18 protein-coding genes are annotated in these 17,588 nt (G+C 44.3%); 11 read left to right on the top strand and 7 right to left on the bottom strand.

Features of this window, described 5'->3' with window-relative positions; genetic code table 11:
* Positions 1 to 120: 120 nt before the first annotated feature.
* The gene (rbsK, locus tag J7M13_06130) at positions 121 to 1,029 is read right to left on the bottom strand and encodes a ribokinase (protein ID MCD6363557.1); all 909 of its coding nucleotides are present in this window, start codon (positions 1,027 to 1,029) and stop codon (positions 121 to 123) included.
* A 482-nt stretch (positions 1,030 to 1,511) separates the two neighbouring features.
* On the opposite strand from rbsK, the gene J7M13_06125 reads away from it, so the two are divergent.
* The 4 genes from J7M13_06125 (at position 1,512) to J7M13_06110 (ending at position 5,611) form a co-directional block, all read left to right on the top strand.
* Positions 1,512 to 2,612 (top strand): sodium:solute symporter family protein, encoded by a 1,101-nt coding sequence (locus J7M13_06125; protein MCD6363556.1) that lies wholly within the window; start codon positions 1,512 to 1,514, stop codon positions 2,610 to 2,612.
* Positions 2,613 to 2,723: 111 nt separating this feature from the next.
* Positions 2,724 to 3,989, top strand: a complete 1,266-nt coding sequence (gene leuC / locus J7M13_06120; protein ID MCD6363555.1) for a 3-isopropylmalate dehydratase large subunit — start codon at positions 2,724 to 2,726, stop codon at positions 3,987 to 3,989.
* Complete coding sequence (leuD, locus tag J7M13_06115) at positions 3,986 to 4,480, top strand: 3-isopropylmalate dehydratase small subunit (protein MCD6363554.1); 495 nt, start codon at positions 3,986 to 3,988, stop codon at positions 4,478 to 4,480. The genes leuC and leuD overlap by 4 nt, the downstream gene beginning before the upstream one ends.
* A 3-nt stretch (positions 4,481 to 4,483) precedes the next feature.
* Positions 4,484 to 5,611, top strand: coding sequence for a 3-isopropylmalate dehydrogenase (locus tag J7M13_06110; protein ID MCD6363553.1), 1,128 nt, complete (start codon positions 4,484 to 4,486; stop codon positions 5,609 to 5,611).
* Here J7M13_06110 and J7M13_06105 read toward each other — a convergent pair whose 3' ends face one another.
* Positions 5,612 to 6,205 (bottom strand): DedA family protein, encoded by a 594-nt coding sequence (locus tag J7M13_06105; protein ID MCD6363552.1) that lies wholly within the window; start codon positions 6,203 to 6,205, stop codon positions 5,612 to 5,614.
* Positions 6,206 to 6,247: 42 nt separating this feature from the next.
* Here J7M13_06105 and J7M13_06100 point away from each other — a divergent pair, with 42 nt between their 5' ends.
* Positions 6,248 to 6,820, top strand: a complete 573-nt coding sequence (locus J7M13_06100; protein ID MCD6363551.1) for a flavodoxin family protein — start codon at positions 6,248 to 6,250, stop codon at positions 6,818 to 6,820.
* Positions 6,821 to 6,924: 104 nt separating this feature from the next.
* Here the strand turns inward: J7M13_06100 and J7M13_06095 are convergent, their stop codons facing one another.
* On the bottom strand, positions 6,925 to 7,800 hold the full coding sequence (locus J7M13_06095; protein ID MCD6363550.1) for a hypothetical protein: 876 nt from the start codon (positions 7,798 to 7,800) through the stop codon (positions 6,925 to 6,927).
* Positions 7,801 to 7,939: 139 nt separating this feature from the next.
* Between J7M13_06095 and J7M13_06090 the strand changes: the two genes are divergently transcribed.
* Genes J7M13_06090 through J7M13_06065 form a run of 6 tightly spaced genes read left to right on the top strand, consistent with a single transcriptional unit; the run spans position 7,940 to position 14,093 of the window.
* Complete coding sequence (locus tag J7M13_06090; protein ID MCD6363549.1) at positions 7,940 to 8,671, top strand: hypothetical protein; 732 nt, start codon at positions 7,940 to 7,942, stop codon at positions 8,669 to 8,671.
* A gap of 7 nt (positions 8,672 to 8,678) precedes the next feature.
* Complete coding sequence (locus J7M13_06085) at positions 8,679 to 9,734, top strand: threonine synthase (protein ID MCD6363548.1); 1,056 nt, start codon at positions 8,679 to 8,681, stop codon at positions 9,732 to 9,734.
* A gap of 18 nt (positions 9,735 to 9,752) precedes the next feature.
* Entirely contained in the window at positions 9,753 to 10,664 is a 912-nt protein-coding gene (gene thrB / locus J7M13_06080) for a homoserine kinase (GenBank protein MCD6363547.1), read from the top strand.
* Between the two features lies 1 nt (position 10,665).
* Complete coding sequence (locus J7M13_06075) at positions 10,666 to 11,883, top strand: aspartate kinase (GenBank protein ID MCD6363546.1); 1,218 nt, start codon at positions 10,666 to 10,668, stop codon at positions 11,881 to 11,883.
* A gap of 7 nt (positions 11,884 to 11,890) precedes the next feature.
* Positions 11,891 to 12,886, top strand: coding sequence for an aspartate-semialdehyde dehydrogenase (locus J7M13_06070; protein MCD6363545.1), 996 nt, complete (start codon positions 11,891 to 11,893; stop codon positions 12,884 to 12,886).
* Positions 12,887 to 12,890: 4 nt separating this feature from the next.
* On the top strand, positions 12,891 to 14,093 hold the full coding sequence (locus J7M13_06065) for a PLP-dependent aminotransferase family protein (protein ID MCD6363544.1): 1,203 nt from the start codon (positions 12,891 to 12,893) through the stop codon (positions 14,091 to 14,093).
* 62 nt (positions 14,094 to 14,155) lie between these two features.
* Here J7M13_06065 and J7M13_06060 read toward each other — a convergent pair whose 3' ends face one another.
* The 4 genes from J7M13_06060 to J7M13_06045 form a co-directional block, all read right to left on the bottom strand.
* Positions 14,156 to 14,920 (bottom strand): ABC transporter ATP-binding protein, encoded by a 765-nt coding sequence (locus J7M13_06060; GenBank protein ID MCD6363543.1) that lies wholly within the window; start codon positions 14,918 to 14,920, stop codon positions 14,156 to 14,158.
* A 5-nt stretch (positions 14,921 to 14,925) separates the two neighbouring features.
* On the bottom strand, positions 14,926 to 15,975 hold the full coding sequence (locus tag J7M13_06055) for an iron ABC transporter permease (protein MCD6363542.1): 1,050 nt from the start codon (positions 15,973 to 15,975) through the stop codon (positions 14,926 to 14,928).
* A gap of 4 nt (positions 15,976 to 15,979) precedes the next feature.
* Complete coding sequence (locus J7M13_06050) at positions 15,980 to 17,074, bottom strand: iron ABC transporter substrate-binding protein (protein MCD6363541.1); 1,095 nt, start codon at positions 17,072 to 17,074, stop codon at positions 15,980 to 15,982.
* Positions 17,075 to 17,220: 146 nt separating this feature from the next.
* On the bottom strand, positions 17,221 to 17,588 hold a 368-nt coding region (locus J7M13_06045; protein MCD6363540.1), incomplete at its 5' end, for an ABC transporter permease.

The following is a 17,588-nucleotide window of genomic DNA, read 5'->3' as shown; positions in this document are numbered from 1 at the left end:
GTCTTATTATGTTTAAAATGTTAGATAGAGTGAGGAACCTGGGCTCAAGACAGGTTAAAACTCCACCCAGTATCAATATAGTTAAGATAAGAAACCATATATTACCCCCTAATTTCTTTATCATCCTTTGTACATCGCCTCATAAAGCCTCAATGTTTCCTTAAGAAAAGGAAGGCTCGGTTGAGCACCGAGCCTTGTGCACGCCAGCGCTCCAGCGCAAGTTGCAAATCTGATGGCATCCTCAATGTTCCAACCTTTAACGAGAGCGGAAGCAAGTCCCCCTGCAAAAGCATCTCCAGCAGAAGTGGTATCAACGACATCTACCTTAACCGCAGGAAAACTCATATAACCATCCTGGTTTATCAGAAGAGCACCATTCTCCCCAAGCGTGACTATAACGCTTTTTACCCCCATCTCGACTAACTTTCGTCCTCCAGCAAGCACATCCTCCTCACCCGTTAAAAGGCGAAGCTCCACTTCATTAGGCAGAACTATATCAACAAGCTTCCATATCTCATCGGGAAGCCTTTTAGCCGGAGCGGGATCAAGTATAACCGTTGATCCTCCATTTTTAGCAATTTTAGCTGCTTCGATGACAATTTCAACAGGCACCTCAAGTTGCAACAGCAAAACCGAAGCCTTAATTAAGGCTTCCCTGGCGCTGAGAAGATCTTTAACCTCAAGTTCATAATTTGCTCCTGGAGATATCACAATCGAGTTTTCACCATCAGGCAGTAAAAGTATAACTGCAAGCCCCGTGGAAATTCCACCAGCCCTTCTGACGAAGCTTACATCTATCCCTTCAGCTTTCAAGCGCTCAAGAAGCTCGCTCCCAAATGGGTCATCTCCAACACAGCCCACAATATAAGTTTCCACACCCAATCTGGCGCACGATATAGCTTGATTTGCGCCTTTTCCTCCCCCCGCTGACGAGAAGGACAGTGCACCCATCGTTTCACCCTCAAGAGGAAGCCTTTTCACCCTGAAAATCAAATCCATGTTTATGGAACCCACAACTGCGACTCTCACCCTCGAGTAACTCCCTTCTTTCTGAAACTTTTAATAATAGTATAGCTTAAAAAGTCATAAATATAAACCTCGTTGAGAAAAAGCCTCGAATAAATGCTTAAGCAAGATCACCAAGTGCCTTTTGAGCAAACCAGCCAGATGTGATACTCCATTACCTATGCCACAGTCATATAGAACGAGATAAAGTATCGGAAGAGCGAAAAAACCAATAGTGCCCATTTTCAGGCAAGCTTTCAACCACCCTCAACTAATTCCATCTCTACAAAAAGATTTATAAGGAGAACGCCGCGGGTTACGGTGCTCTCCAAAATATGAAAACAGCGAAAGACCAGGGAATTTGAAAACTCATTTGTACTAAAAAGCGAATGCTCTCTTGAAAGTATATATTTTAGCGAGAAATTTCGCAACTTCCTCTTCCTTGACAAGATCCAATCTAAAATAATATACTTATTTTCAAGTCTTTAAATATCATTTTAAAAGGGGTGATAAGAACGGCAAAGCATCTTATGCTCGGAACCGGTGCACTTTTCATCTATCACAGAGCGGAATCCAAAGCGGTGACCTTCTTGGTAAGTATATTCATGCTATATGCGATGTCCAACTATGTATTAGCGCAATTTATGGCCATGGGACATATTTTGGGGGGCATATCTGGGGGAAGAATTCCCTACGCAGCAGGAGTTATTTTCTTCGCGATAATAATGTTCATATTCATTCATTTCGGTGGATTCAGAGGAGTAGCATGGACGGATACCATTCAGGGAATTACAATGCTTTTCGGGCTTCTTCTGATAATCGGAATGGTCTTCTCAAAAGCGGGAAGCTTAAGCGAAATCACGATGAAGATAGCTCAGATAAAACCAAAGCTCGTAGGAGCTCCCCCCGGCAAGGTCATAGTAACATGGTATAGTGTGCTCATACTTGTTGGAATAGGAGCAGCTATATATCCACAGGCTATTCAAAGAATCTATGCAGCTCGGGATCTAAGAACGCTCAAGAGATCCTTAGCACTAATGGCGTTTATGCCCTATATGACTGCCTTAGTCATCTTTTTCGTCGGAATAATCTGCATCCCCATGTTTGCAGATTTAGGAAAAATAAGGTCAGATGATGTTTTCCCGATGCTCTTATCTAAGATAATGGGGAAATCCACGCTGGGATATGCCCTCGTCGTTATAGTCCTATCCGCGGTGGGAGTAGCCATAATGTCTACTGCAGACTCGGTCGTGCTCACGCTGGCCTCGATTTACGCAGTCGACGTTCACAAAAAATTCACAAATCCAAACCTGGCGCAAGAGGAGCTTGCCCGCGTTGGGAAGATAGCCAACGCTATAATTCTCGCAATTCTCACTTACATAGCCATAACACCACGACTAACGCTTTGGAGACTAACGGAAATAAAGTTCGAGTACCTCATTCAGGTTGCCCCCGCCATATTGCTCGGAGTGAGAGCAAAAAGACTTAACAACGCTGGACTGTTCCTCGGAATGCTTGTTGGAGGGATCATGGCAGCGGGAATGATGCTCTCGGGGCACAAGCAAGTTTCACAGCATACATGCTGGATTATGGGGCTTACTGGTTAACTTTATTATCGTCCTGATCTTCAACGCTCTGAGCAAACCGAAAGAAGAAGAAATAAGAAAATTCGAGGAAAAATTCGAGAAAGTTCTTGCTGAAGTGAGGGAGTGATCAAAATGGGGAAAACTATAGTAGAGAAAATATTTCAAGCCCATACGAGGGAAGAAGTAAAGCCAGATAGGATAGTCGAGGCGAAGGTAGATTTTGCTTTTGCAAATGACATAACCGCTCCCTTAGCAATCGAGGATTTCAAAAGGATGGGAGCGAGACGGCTCTTCGATCCCGAGAGAGTTGCCCTTATTCCAGATCACTTTACGCCAAATAAAGACGTAAAATCAGCAGAGCAGACAAAATTCATGAAGGAATTCGCCCTGGAATACGAAGTCAAGCACTACTTCGAGGTTGGAAGGGGAGGGATAGAGCACGTTCTTCTCCACGAGGAAGGACTCACGCTTCCAGGAGAGATAATAATTGGAGCAGACTCTCACAGCTGCACCTATGGAGCACTGGGGTGCTTCTCAACGGGCGTGGGGAGCACAGATCTGGCAGCAGCATGGGCCCTCGGGAAGCTCTGGTTTAAGGTCCCAAGAACGATAAAGTTCATTTACAGGGGGAAACTTAAAAAGTGGGTCGGAGGAAAAGATATAATTCTATTTACCCTTGGACAGATAGGCGCAGATGGAGCGAGATATAGAGCAATGGAATTCTCCGGGGAAGTAATAAGAAACTTACCGATGGATGATAGATTTACTATATGCAATATGGCCATCGAAGCAGGAGGAAAGTGCGGAATAATAGAACCGGATGAAACAACCATCAAATACGTTGAGGGAAGGGCGAAAAGAAAATACCAGATATTCAAAAGCGATCCGGACGCAGAATACGAAGCAGTATATGAGTGGGATTTAAGCGATCTTGAGCCTCAGGTTGCCCTACCCCATTCTCCCGCTAATGTGAAGAAAGTAAGTGAAACAAGCGGTGTTAAAATAGACCAGGTTGTTATAGGATCCTGTACCAATGGAAGGCTCAGGGATCTAGCCACAGCTGCTGAAATTCTCAAGGGTAAAAAGGTTCACCCAGATGTCAGGTTAATAATCATCCCCGGAACCCAAAGAGTTTACATGGAGGCGCTCAAATTAGGATATATAGAAATTTTCATAGAAAGTGGAGCTGCCGTTTCAACTCCCACCTGTGGTCCCTGTCTCGGGGGACACATGGGAGTTCTCGCTAAAGGTGAAGTATGTATATCAACCACGAACAGAAACTTCATAGGAAGAATGGGACACAAGGAAAGCAAGGTATACCTTGCCTCTCCAGCTGTTGCCGCAGCGTCCGCAATTGCAGGAGAAATAGTCCACCCTGAAGAGGTGATGAAGTCATGATAAGAGGCAAGGCTTGGAAGCTCGGGGATAACATAGATACGGACATCATTATACCAGCGATTTACCTAAACACAACCGATCCTAAAGAGCTTGCAAGTCATTGTTTCGAGCCCATATATTCAGATTTCAAGAAAAGGGTCAGCAAAGGAGACATCGTAGTAGCCGGCAAAAACTTCGGCTGTGGGAGCTCACGCCAGCATGCTCCAATAGCGATAAAGGCATGTGGAATTTCATGTGTTATAGCATCTTCCTTCGCGAGAATCTTTTTTAGAAACTCCATAAATATAGGTCTACCGATACTCGAATCTGAGGAAGCATCAGAGGAAATAGAGAACGGAGACGAGCTTGAAGTAGACCTGGAAAAAGGAATAATAAAGAATATAACCAAGGGAAAGGAATTTAAAGCCGAACCGCTTCCGGAATTCGTGCTGGAAATAGTATCTGCTGGTGGGCTCGTAAGCTATGTAAGGAGAAAGCTTGGAGGTGATTAAGGCTTGTACAAGATAGCTGTAATTCCCGGAGATGGGATAGGAGAGGAAATAATAAGGGAAGGCGTGAAAGTACTCGAAGCCGTTGCAAGAAAGTATGGTTTTTCTATCGAGTGGATCTGGTATCCATGGGGAGCGGAACACTATCTTAAAACGGGAGAGCTACTTCCCGATAGTGCGCTCGAGGAGCTCAAAGAAATGGATGCCATTTACTTCGGTGCTATTGGTGACCCAAGAGTAAAGCCCGGGATCCTCGAAAAGGAGATACTCCTTAAGATAAGGTTTGAGCTTGACCTCTTCGTAAACCTGCGTCCCATAAAGCTCTTCCCCGGCGTTCCAACGCCTCTTAAGGATAAAACCCCAGAAGATATCAATTTTTACGTAGTTAGGGAAAATACAGAAGACTTTTACGTAGGCTTGGGAGACAGATGGAGCGGATCTAAAAGAGAGAGCTCCTTTGAGCTTAAGAGAAACCTTTATAAAGCAAAAATAGACCTCTCAATAGAGGTAGATCCAGATGAGGAATACGCTTATCAAATAGGCTTTAACTCGAGAGGAGGATGTGAAAGGATAATAAGATACGCTTTTGAGCTTGCTAAGAAAAAGGGGGTAAACAAGGTTACCGCCGTTGATAAGGCTAATGTATTTACGCACTCTTACTCGCTCTGGAGAGATGTATTTGAAAAAGTGGGAAATGAATATCCTGAAATAGAAAAAGACTATGCCTTTGTGGACGCGATAACCATGTGGATGGTAAAAACTCCCGAAAGCTACAAGGTAGTCGTTACTCCCAACATGTTTGGAGATATAATAACCGATCTTGGAGCAATGATACAGGGAGGCTTAGGATTAGCCGCAGGAGGAAACATCCATCCAGGAAAAGTTTCAATGTTTGAGCCCATTCACGGATCCGCACCGAAATATAAGGGAACCGGCAAGGCAAATCCCTTAGCTACGATACTTGCGGGGGCAATGCTTCTCGATCACATCGGAGAAAGCGAGGGAGCCGAGAGCGTGGAGAAAGCGGTTGCAAAAGCGCTCTCAGAGGGATTGATAAGAACCCCTGACCTGGGTGGAGATACCAAGACATGGGAAGTTGGAAACACCCTTGCGAAAATAATAGAGGAGGGCTAATCAAGCCCTCCTCCTTAATAATTTCCACAAAATATAGCCTCCAAGAAGAAGAGCAAAGACTATCCCCACTTCATTGGAATACTTCCTTATAAGCTCTTCATTATCTCCCAGATAGTATCCCATAATCGCAAGCATGCTAACCCAAATACTTGCCCCAAGAGTTGTAAATATCGTGAAAGAAAGTGGATTCATCCTTGCTATCCCTGCAGGAAGCGAAATATATTGCCTTACCAGAGGAACCAGCCTGCCTATAAAAGTGCTTATGCCTCCGTATTTTGCGAAGAAAATCTCCGCTTTCTCAAGACTTTTACCCGAGATAAAAAAACGCTTTCCGTATTTTAGAAGAAATGGCCTGCCGAGCTTAAGAGCTATAAAATAGTTAAACCATGCACCGGTGAGACTTCCAAGCGTTCCGAAAAGCACCACGAGATAAAGATTCATCTTCCCTTGAAAAGCAAGATAACCTGCAGGAGGAATTACAACCTCACTCGGAAAGGGGAAAAAGGAAGATTCCAAAGTCATAAGCAAGAATATGCCCATATATCCCAGCTTGCCTATTAGCGATAGAGCTCCTTGAATTAAATTATAAAACATGCTAAAAGTATACCATAACATAAGATACAGGAGGGGAGAAAAATGGCAAAGATAATCTATATATCTGGAAGTCCCAGAAGCAAAAGCAATACAGATTATCTCCTTAACCTCGCCATGTCCAAAACTGGAGGGCAATTAATAAAGCTCTCAAAATATAAGATAATACCATGTACTTCTTGCCGGTGCTGCTTGGAAAACGGCACATGCATTTTGAAGGACGACATGAGCGGGAAAATTATCCCTCTCCTTTTAGAAAGCGACGCCATAATCATAGGAACCCCGGTTTACTTCAATAACGTATCCGCTCAAGTTAAGGCATTCATGGACAGAACATGGCCCCTCCGAGGGAAACTTAAAAATAAAATTGGCGGAGCCATAGTCGTTGGAAGAAGATACGGACTCGAAAGCGCGATTTCCGCGATAAACGCATTTTTCCTGAAACATGAAATCATCCCTGCAAACAGAGGAGTATGCGGAATAGCATATGAATCAGGAGAAATAAGCAAGGATCAGGAAGCAATTAACGCAACCTTAAAACTTGCAGATCGCATACTTGAGCTTCTGAATCTGATGGGCCTTATGACCCGTTCTGAAGGTAGGCTCGAGTTTCCTTAGTGGGAGCGTCAACAAAAAACATTGAGCTTCTGATCTTCCTATCAATTCACATATTCCCTGTTTGGCTTCCCCAGCTATTCCATATGGCTCCTTAAGCTTTATTTTCACCTCCAGGCTTCCTCCTTGGGAACCACCACCCTAAGATTCCTGAACTTGACCTTAACGCTTCCCATAGCTATCAACCCTATGCCTCCTGAGGACAAGCGGGAATCATGAACATCAAAAACCTTCTTCTCGCCTTCACCAGCTCCAAAGACATAGCACCTTATATGATCTCCTCTAACCACTACTTTCATTGAGCTGAAATCCAGTGGTCCTGAAGTCCAGTCTTTTATAAGCTTCGGCTTTCCTCCATAAAGAACTTGTAAAGAAAACTTACCATCCCCCCTGTAAAGGAACATATAAAAGTTGTGAAGATCCTGTACTCTGAACATAAGCCCATATATAACCCATGGCGCTTTATACCCGCTTGCTTTAATGGATATATCAGCACCATAAGTATAGTCAGGATATCTCTCTATATAGGGCTGAACATTCGCCGGAACGCAGATAGCGGTCAAATCCTTTCTCTGCATCTCAATATAGAAGGCACCGTTTCTCACAAACATCTTTCTTTGATAGGTACTTACCTCAGGCCAACCGTTTCTATTATCCTTAAAGTCCTCATATAAAACAGGTAAGTCTGGTAGAGCCTCAAGCTCGCTTCTCGTTATTCTTCCATCCATAGCATATCTCAAAAATCTGTGTTGAAGTTTTGGATCAACCTGCGCAAGCCATTCGATATATAGCTTCTCATTCTCATCGAGCTTCCTATCGTAGCCAAGTTTTTTGATAAAGGAAAATACCTCGGGATTGGGCTCTCTCTCATTCTGAAAGACGCTTTTAGCGAAGTTTAATGCGGGATTCCCCACCGCGAAAGCCACTGAAGACGCAATAAAAACCAGAATTAGCGCATACCACACGCACTTTCCCCTGATCACCATTAACACCCCCTAAGGGTATGAATTTAAAAATATTATAACATTTATTCTCCGCGAAAACCTTCTTCTCCTTCGAAGATTTCTGTGGTATTATTTATTAAACCCCAACCAATAATAGGCGAAGAGGTGATGAAAAGAGATGAAAAAAGCTTTATTCGTTCTAAAACCGGGTGAATCAAAGAGATTAATAGCTAAGGCGGTCGCAAAGCTTCCTGAAGTCAAAAGAGCGCTTGAAGAAGGCTATATAGTTATAAATCCAGGATCAACTAACGCTTACGTCGCTGAGGAAATTCTCGGTAAGAAGGTGGAAAAGAGCAGATTTCTTGCCGGATACATAGAAAATGGAGAGTTAAAGGTCCTTCCAAAGGAGGAGAGAATACCTCCAATAATCCTTTACAAGGGAAAGGAGGCAAACGAATCATATGATGATGTTCTAAGCAAGCTCGGTAAAGATGATGTGATAATCAAGGGAGCAAACGCGATAGACTTTGAGGGAAATGTCGGTATAATGCTCGGAAACCCAGTAGGAGGAACTATCGGCAAGATCCTTGGGCCAGTTGTATCAAGAGGGGTCAATCTTATAATACCAGTAGGCTTAGAAAAGCTTATTCCCTCAGTCAAGCTTGCCTCATCCGTTCTTGGCATAGAGGAACTCGACTATGCCGATGGGTTTAAGATAGGCCTGATGCCAGTGTGTTATGGAAAAACCATAACGGAGATAGAAGCTTTCTTCACGCTGGCTAACGTAGAAGCTTTCCTGGTAAGCAAGGGAGGACTCGGAGACTCGCAGGGAGCGGTAAGCATAGCAGTTTGGGGAGAGAATAAAGACGTGGATAAGGCAATAGAAATCGTCGAAAGCTTAAAGGAGTAGATGTACTATGGATGCGGAAGGAGTTATGCGAAAATGGAGAGAGTTTCTACCTATTACCGAGAAGACCCCAATTATAACCTTAGGGGAGGGAAACACCCCCCTTATAAGAGCAAGCAATATCGAAAGGAAATTTAAGTTCGGTTTCGAGCTTTACCTTAAATATGAGGGAATGAACCCAACGGGCTCCTTTAAAGATAGAGGCATGGTGATGGCGGTAGCCAAGGCTATAGAGGAAGGAGCAAAGGCAATAGCATGTGCCTCGACGGGAAATACATCAGCTTCGGCTGCCGCCTACGCAGCGAGAACCGGGCTAAAATGTATCGTTCTCGTTCCTAAAGAGGCAATAGCGTTAGGCAAGCTTGCGCAAGCTCTGGCAGCAGGTGCCAGAGTAATAGCGATAGAGGGGAACTTCGATGATGGTCTTAGGGTAATAAAAGAGCTAACCGAAAGCTATCCAATAACGCTCGTTAATTCGCTAAATCCAAATAGACTCCAGGGGCAAAAAACAGCTGCATTTGAAGTATGCGAGTCCCTGGGAGACGCACCAGACTTTCTGGCAATACCAGTGGGAAACGCAGGAAATATAAGCGCATATGGAATGGGTTTCAAGGAATTCAAGGAAGCGGGTAAATCCAGCAAATTGCCAAAGCTACTCGGGTTTCAGGCAGAGGGAGCTGCTCCTATCGTAGAGGGAAGAGTCTTTGAGAAACCAGAAACGGTAGCAACCGCGATAAGGATAGGAAATCCGGCACACTGGCAAAGAGCGGTTAAAACGGTCGAAGAACTTGGGGGAGGATTCTATAAAGTAAGCGATGAGGAAATTTTAAACGCATATAGGCTTCTCGTAAGGGAAGAGGGTATATTCGTCGAACCAGCTTCGGCTGCATCAATAGCGGGAGTTATCAAGCTTAGTGAGAGGGAGTTTTTCCCAAAAGGAGCAAAAGTCGTCTGTGTCCTTACCGGACATGGGCTGAAAGATCCAAACCTTGCCATAAACCTGGTGGGGGAACCACCTTCCTGCCCTCCTTCCTTGAAGGAGGTGATAAGATTAGCAGGGTTCTGAAGGAGGTGATCCGTAAGATTGATAAGAGCGAGAGTTCCCGCTACTTCGGCTAACCTAGGACCGGGTTTTGACATCATAGGAACCGCATGGAACGTCTATAACATCTTTGAGTGCGAAAAGCTGGAGGAAGAAAAGATCGAGATAAACGTTGAGGGGGACCCGAGCATCAGCACCGGCGAGGACAACGCTGTTTATATTGCTTTTAAAAGAGCGTTTGAATATAAAGGTGAGGATCCCCCAAAGGGATTGAGGCTTAACATTAAGGTTAATATCCCTACAAAGAGAGGTTTAGGCTCAAGCGCAACCGCCTATTTAGGAGGACTTATGCTCGCTAACAGATTTTTGAAAAGGCCTTTAAAAAGAAAAGAGCTCCTTAAGCTGGCGGTTGAGCTTGAGGGCCATCCAGACAATATCTATCCTGCGTTCTTTGGCGGAATAACCTTAGCTTATAACAGAGAGGAGAGCTTAGAACCTTACAGACTAAGAGTCAGAGGCTTTCCTGCCGAAACTTTTATCCTGGTCCCACCATTTGGCGTTCCAACTGAGGAAGCAAGAAAAGTTCTCCCTGAAAGCTACTCTCGGGAAGAAGTAATCTTCAACATGAGGCAGGTTAGCCTTCTTATAACTGCCCTCGAGGAGAGGGAACCCGAACTGCTCAAGTGGGCATTTGAAGACAGGCTTCACCAGCCTTATAGGGCCTCTCTTGTCCCCGGAATGTATGATCTATTTAAGGAGGCCTTAAAGATAGGAGCATACGGTGGAGCTTTAAGTGGAGCGGGCCCAAGCCTGCTGTTTTTCGCTCCACTTGGGAAGGGAAAAAGCATTGCTTCAAGTCTGGCGAAAAGGTGGGAAGAGATTATAGAAAACCGTGTGGAAATTATAATGACCAACATAGACTACAGAGGAGCAATAGTAATGGAGGTAATTTGAAATGCTCGTGATCCAGAAGTATGGTGGGACATCAGTAAGAAACCTTGACCTTATAAGAAAAGTTGCCCAGAGAATTAAAAAAACCAGAGAAGATGGCAATGATGTTATAGCTGTGGTATCCGCTATGGGGGATACCACAGATCAGCTACTGAAGATGGCTTCTTCTTTATCCCCCTCTCCCCCAGAAAGAGAGCTTGATATGCTCGCGTCCACAGGTGAGCAGATATCGATCGCTCTTCTCTCAATAGCGCTTCACGAGCTTGGATGTCCAGCGATATCTTTCACCGGAGCACAGGCAGGAATCATAACAGATGGGCTGTTTACAAGAGCAAGAATAGTCAGAATAGAGACATGGAGAATAGGAGAGGAGCTCAGAAAAGGAAAAGTAGTTATAGTAGCGGGCTTTCAGGGAATGAACGAAAGAGGGGAGATAACAACTCTGGGGAGAGGCGGATCAGATACAACCGCCGTGGCTGTAGCAGCCGCTATGAAAGCAGATGTGTGCGAAATATACACCGATGTCGATGGCGTTTTCACCGCAGATCCAAGAATAGTGCCAGAGGCGAGAAAACTCAAGGAAATAACATATGACGAAATGCTTGAGATGGCGATAGCGGGAGCAAAGGTTCTACAGCACAGGGCGGTTGAGTTTGCCAAAAGGTTTTCCGTCCCACTTCATGTCAGATCGTCCTTTAATTATAACGAGGGAACATGGATAAGGGAGGAGGTAAGCGTGGAAAGAAGAGGTGTAGTCACCGGAGTAACGGTTGATAAAAAAATAGCAAAGATTACCCTCTTAGGAGTGCCTGATATCCCGGGGATAGCCCACAGGTTCGCAAAGGCCTTAGCCGAAAAGGGAATAAATATCGACATGATAATTCAGAGTGAGCCGAGAGGGGGCTACAATGATATATCCTTTACTATAGGAGAGTCCGATTTAGAACGAGCCATGATCATATTGAAGGAGATATCCGACGAAATTGGAGCCGAGGGGGTAAGCGGCGATAGAAATGTCGCTAAGGTATCGATAGTTGGAGCAGGAGTATGCTCCAATCCAGAAATACCCGCAATAATGTTCGGTACCCTTGCAGAAAATGATATAAATATAGAGCTTATAAGCACATCTGAGATTAGAATTTCATGCGTAATAAGAGAAGGAAAAGCTGACCTTGCAGTAAAAGCACTTCACAAAGCTTTTAAGCTGGAAGAGGGGGAGTGAGAACGTCATGTACAGCGTGGCTATCGTGGGAGCAACGGGTGCCGTTGGTAGAGAAATGTTAAAAGTTCTTGAAGAAAGAAGCTTTCCGGTAAAAGAGCTCTTTCTTTTCGCATCGGAGAGATCCGAGGGATTTGAGCTCACATTCAAAGAGGAAAAGGTTAAGGTTAGGAAGCTTACAGAAAGCGAGTTAAAAAGAGCAAAAGCAGATTTCACCCTGCTTTCCGCTGGAGCTTCGATAAGCAAATCCTTCGCCCCAGTAGCAGTTTCATCTGGAAGCATAGTAATAGACAACAGCAGAGCCTTTAGATACGAAGACTGGGTTCCCCTCGTTGTACCTGAGGTAAATCCCCATGCTACCTTTAAGCACAAGGGAATCATCGCAAATCCAAACTGCTCTACGATTCAGATGGTAGTAGCCCTAAAACCGCTGCATGATTATGCCAAAATAAAGAGGGTAGTCGTCTCCACCTATCAAGCAGTTTCTGGCGCTGGATGGAAAGCGGTGCTTGAGCTTAAGAACCAGATTAAAGATCCAAGCGCTGAACCATCCGTATTCCCCAAAAAGATAGCTTTTAATGTGATTCCACATATAGATATCTTCCTTGAGGATCTCTATACAAGAGAAGAAGATAAGATGAGAAAGGAGACCGTAAAAATCATGGAAGACCCGAATATAAAGGTTTCCGTAACAACTGTAAGGGTCCCCGTCCTCAGAGGACACGCTGAAGCTATAAATGTGGAGTTCGAGAAGGAAATAAGCGTTGAAACAGCAAGAAAGATTCTTAAGGAAGCACCAGGCATAATATTAATGGATGATCCTCAAATGGGGCTTTATCCAACACCTATAGATGTTGACGGAAGAGATGAAGTCTTTGTGGGCAGAATAAGAAAGGATGAAACTATAGAGCATGGATTAAACATCTGGGTCGTTGCCGATAACCTGAGAAAGGGAGCGGCAACGAACGCAGTTCAGATAGCCGAGCTATTATTAAAGGGGGGGTAAAAGCGTGAATTGGGAAAGCAGATTCTCAAGGCTTGCGCGGGAAAGGATCAGACCGTCCGGCATAGAGAAAATGCTCAGGCTGATGAGAAGCCCCGGAACGATATCCCTCGCTCCAGGTGAACCATGCCCAAAGCTGTATCCTGCTGAGGAGTTCAAAGAAGCGATAGTGGAAGCGATAGAAGAGCATGGTCCTCACGCTTTGAGATATACCATAGTCGGAGGGCTACATGAGCTAAAGAGCTTCACGATAAGCTGGTTAAAGGACTGGGGAATAATAAGCGATAAGCTAAGCGAGGAAAACTTGCTATTCACCATAGGATCTCAGCAGGGACTTGAGATCCTCGCTCAAACTTTCTTGGAAGAGGGGGAAAAGATAGCCGTAGAAGCTCCCACATATCCTGAAGCTATGCTTATATTCAAAAAATACGATGCGAACATTCTCTCAATATCAATGGATGAAAACGGTATGGTAGTAGATGAGCTCGAAGAGAAGTTGAAAAGTGAAAAAATAAAGTTCGTCTACACGATAACGAATTTCCACAATCCCGCCGGAGTAACGCTATCTTGGGAAAGAAGAGAAAAGCTCGTTGAGCTTGCGAGGAAGCATGACTTCTTCATCATAGAAGATGATCCCTATCACTTTATGAGCTACGAGGGAGAGGCTCTTCCCTCGATGACGAAAATAGACACAGAAAGAGTCATTTCTCTGGGAAGCTTTTCAAAGGTAATGGTCCCCGGAGTTAGAACTGGTTGGATGATCGCTCCTGAAGACGTTATCCAAAAGGCCTCAATGATAAAGTATTCTATGGAAATATGCCCACCCGCCATATTACAGCACGCCTTATATAGAATACTTAAAAAGAAGGACCTTAAGAAGCACGTGGGCAGACTCAGAAACGCCTACAGAGAAAAGAGAGACGCTCTTGCTAAGGGACTCGATGAGAATTTGGAACCTCTCGGCGTTGAATACATAGTACCAAGCGGGGGATTCTTCTTCTGGGTAAAGTTTCCCGAAGGTATAGATTCTGAAGAGTTGACCCTCAAGGCAGTTCAGGATTACAAGGTCGGTATAGTCCCCGGAACAGGCTTTTTCGCGGAACCGGATAGAGGAAAAAGGTTTGCACGGCTTGCTTTCTCACTCTTAGATCCCGATGAGCTGATAGAAGGAACAAGGAGGCTTGGTGAAGCCTTGAGAAACTTGAAATAATGTTAATTTCATTACCCGGGTTCTACCGTGGCAGCGGTAGAACCCGCTTCTGCTTAAAACCTTCAAGCAGAATTATACACCGGGATAACCACGGGTATACCTTTGTACTTCACAATCTCGGCTTCGATTCCGTAAACTTCTCGTATATTTTCCGGCGTTGTTATCTCTCTTCCTCCCTGAGCAAATATTTCTCCATCTTTGAGCATCAAAAACTTATCTGCAAAGCGAAGCGCCAAATTAAGATCATGTAGCACAACTACAGACGCTAAACCTCTCTCTTTCGAAATCTTCCTTATAATTCCCATTATCTCAACTTGATTCTTGGGGTCGAGATTATTAGTAGGCTCATCGAGAAGCAAAACCCTTGGCTCTTGAACTAATGCCCTTCCAATTATAACTTTTTGAAGTTCGCCCCCGCTAAGCTCGTTCGTAAGCTTGAGAGCGTGCTCCTCAAGCCCTAAAAGTCCTATCATCTCAGAAACCTTTTTAAGATCTCGTTCTCCCACACTCCACCTTATATGAGGTCTCCTTCCCAAAAGAAGAGCATTGAAAACGGTCATATAACTTCCATTATGATTTTGAGGAACATAACCAACCTTCTTGGCAACATCAATGGACTTAAGCTCCCTCATGTTAACACCTTCTATGAGTATGGCTCCTCTCTGGGGCTTGAGTATCCTCGCCATGCATCTTAAAAGCGTGGTTTTTCCAGATCCATTAGGACCAAGAACGGCAACGATTTCCCCTTTATCAACCGTAAATTTCGCGTGCTTAAGCACTTTCACGCTTTTATACGCGAACTCAATTCCATCAATTTCAACTATCATGATTTTCACCTTCTCTGCAATTTCACGAGAAGATAGAGGAAAGTAGGAGCTCCCATGAAGGAAGTTATAACACCGACCGGTAGAACTATAGGAGAAAGCAAGGTTCTCGCAAGCGTATCAGAAATTAACAAGATAAGAGATCCTAAAATAGCGGAGATCGGTATTAAAAACCTATAGTCTCCTCCTATAGTGAGACGACAAATATGGGGCGTTATTAAACCTATAAAACCAATTATTCCGACGAACGCCACGCATGTCGAGGTTATAAGCGAAGAAATGATCATTCCCATTAACCTGACCCTTTGCGTGTTCACACCCAAGCTTTTAGCTGCCTCCTCACCACTCTCTAAAGCATTATAATCCCAACATCTACGTATAAAGAGAGACAGCGAGGGAAGAATCAAAAACGTCATTATCGCGATCTCCTTCCAAACTGGTCTACTCAAATCTCCAAAAGTCCAATAAACCATCGCCGCAAGTTGAAGCTCATCTGCAAAATACTGAATGAGCATCGTTCCAGCCGTGAAAAGCGAACCTATAGCGACACCTGCTAATATCATCGCTTCAGGAGTTAATCCCCTCAGCTTTGCCAAAATTAGCACAACGAAGACCCCCATTAAGGCCCCGAGAAAAGCAGATACGCTAACAATATAGGGATTATTTATGAATATTCTTCCACTGCTTTCCGCTCCTCCGACATCCAGGGTTATTATCGCAAGTGCCGCTCCAAACATCGCCCCGTGTGAAACTCCCATCGTAAAGGGCGAAGCCAATGGATTCCTCAAAATACATTGCATAACGCAACCAGAAACTGACAGTGCGGTTCCAACCAGCAGAGATGCAATCACTCTCGGCAAGCGAATATTCCAAATGACCAAATCTGAGCGTGGATCTCCCCTCCCAAACAGAGCCTTAAGAACCTGAGCAACCGAGAGATGAATATCCCCCGTGCAAAGCGCCCAGCTCGAGGCAAAAGCAAGAAAGAAGAGTAAAAGTAATCCAAAAGCCAGCTTGTGCTTGAGATATACCCTATACTTCTCCTCCACTCCTCTCATCTCACTATTTTTTTGGAAGCGTTAGCCTTCTATACCCTCCCAGTTTCTTAGCTAAAGCCTCATAGCAAGGCTTACCAATGAAAAAACTGAAGATCTCATCTGCTTTTTTCTCGGGATTTATATCTTTAAATCTATCGGGATAGAGGACCTTGCCAATATAATAGGCATTTGCCAAAACTATCTCATGATTTAATCCATACCTCGGATATGGAAACACCCCATAAAGCTCTCCGTTCTTAACAGCTCTTATCTGCCTATATTCTGATCTCTCGAGGTCTTTTAAAATGAGCTTTAGATTCACCTCATCTATAAACATTACATCTGGATCCCACGCAATCAATCTCTCCCTGCTAATCTGAATCGTATTCGATCTGGACGATATACCGCTTGCCACGTTTTTCGCATTAACTAACACAAATGGAGGATATCTTGTCTGCGTAGAGGTTATTCCAAACGAGCCGTGTTTCGATAATCCACCGATGTATACCCTCGGTTTCTCTTTTTCAAATATCCCTTTCGTCCTTTGAGAAAGATCCTTCACAACACCCTTCACATAGCTTATAATTTCCCCTGCCCTATCTTCTCTGTGGAGTATCTTAGCTACCAGTTTCAATGACCTATAGAATGCATTGTTATCGTCCGAGTAATCTACATACTCTTTCGCCCCCAATCCAGGCTTAATAACCACAACCGGAATTCCCGTTCGCTCTTGCAGTTTATTCGCCTCTCCAGCAGTATAGTAAGAAGCTATAATCAGATCAGGTTCCAATTCGATAATTTTTTCAACATTTGGAGAAAACCCTGTCTGAACTATCGGCAAATTTTTAAACTCAGGGTGGGCAATCAAATACGGCAAAACTTTCATCCCTCTATTTTTCTCGAACTCGCTAATCCCTACAACCTTCTTTGAAGCATTTAAGTAAACAAGTATTCTCGTGCTTCCCCACTTCAATGGACATATTCGGGAAACCTTCACGGGAACCATAACGTGCCTTCCGACCATATCAACTACCTCAATGCCTTTATCCATAGCACTACTTATACCTAAAGCACCAAAGATAAAAACCGAAACTAGAAAGATAAATAAAGCTTTCCTCATCTTATCATCGCCTCCACGAATCTTTCTCTGAAAGCTTACCATAAGTTGGTAGCACCTTTCTAGGAAACTGTAGCACATAACAGGGCGTATGTCAACTGGGAAGTGAATCTCAGAAGGAAGGCAAATGAGGCAAAAAGCGGAAAGTCCTATTCCCTCTCCTCTCGGGAATAAGGTTTCATCAAAGCAGCAGGGGCACCAATTCTCTTTCTCATAGTTTCGCTCGAGATCAGCGAGAGAACCGCGATCGTTAGGGCATATGGCAGCATCATTAGAAGATAAGAAGGAATTGTTGTCCCTATTGCCTGTATCCTCAGCTGAAGGGAAGCAACTCCACCGAAAAAGTATGAAGCCAGAAGCGCACGCCACGGATTCCACGCGGAGAATATAACGAGGGCTATGGCTATCCAACCCCTGCCCGCAGTCATATTTTCTATCCACATGGAGGTGTAAGCTAAGGAAAGATAGGCTCCGCCTACGGAGGTTAACATTCCTCCCAGAACCACGTATATATACC

Source organism: Synergistota bacterium, assembly GCA_021159885.1.
In the GTDB taxonomy this organism is placed as follows: Bacteria; Synergistota; GBS-1; order GBS-1; family GBS-1; genus AUK310.
Note: the sequence above shows the minus strand (reverse complement) of the source record. Positions and strands in the feature narration are given on the sequence as shown.

Excerpts from the sequence above, each read along its gene's own strand:
- J7M13_06060 (MCD6363543.1), bottom strand. The coding sequence starts at position 14,920 with ATGATAGTTGAAATTGATGGAATTGAGTTCGCGTATAAAAGCGTGAAA.
- J7M13_06055 (MCD6363542.1), bottom strand. The coding sequence starts at position 15,975 with ATGAGAGGAGTGGAGGAGAAGTATAGGGTATATCTCAAGCACAAGCTG.
- J7M13_06085 (MCD6363548.1), top strand. The coding sequence starts at position 8,679 with ATGGATGCGGAAGGAGTTATGCGAAAATGGAGAGAGTTTCTACCTATT.
- J7M13_06100 (MCD6363551.1), top strand. The coding sequence starts at position 6,248 with ATGGCAAAGATAATCTATATATCTGGAAGTCCCAGAAGCAAAAGCAAT.
- J7M13_06090 (MCD6363549.1), top strand. The coding sequence starts at position 7,940 with ATGAAAAAAGCTTTATTCGTTCTAAAACCGGGTGAATCAAAGAGATTA.
- J7M13_06075 (MCD6363546.1), top strand. The coding sequence starts at position 10,666 with ATGCTCGTGATCCAGAAGTATGGTGGGACATCAGTAAGAAACCTTGAC.
- leuD (MCD6363554.1), top strand. The coding sequence starts at position 3,986 with ATGATAAGAGGCAAGGCTTGGAAGCTCGGGGATAACATAGATACGGAC.
- J7M13_06050 (MCD6363541.1), bottom strand. The coding sequence starts at position 17,074 with ATGAGGAAAGCTTTATTTATCTTTCTAGTTTCGGTTTTTATCTTTGGT.
- J7M13_06070 (MCD6363545.1), top strand. The coding sequence starts at position 11,891 with ATGTACAGCGTGGCTATCGTGGGAGCAACGGGTGCCGTTGGTAGAGAA.
- J7M13_06105 (MCD6363552.1), bottom strand. The coding sequence starts at position 6,205 with ATGTTTTATAATTTAATTCAAGGAGCTCTATCGCTAATAGGCAAGCTG.
- leuC (MCD6363555.1), top strand. The coding sequence starts at position 2,724 with ATGGGGAAAACTATAGTAGAGAAAATATTTCAAGCCCATACGAGGGAA.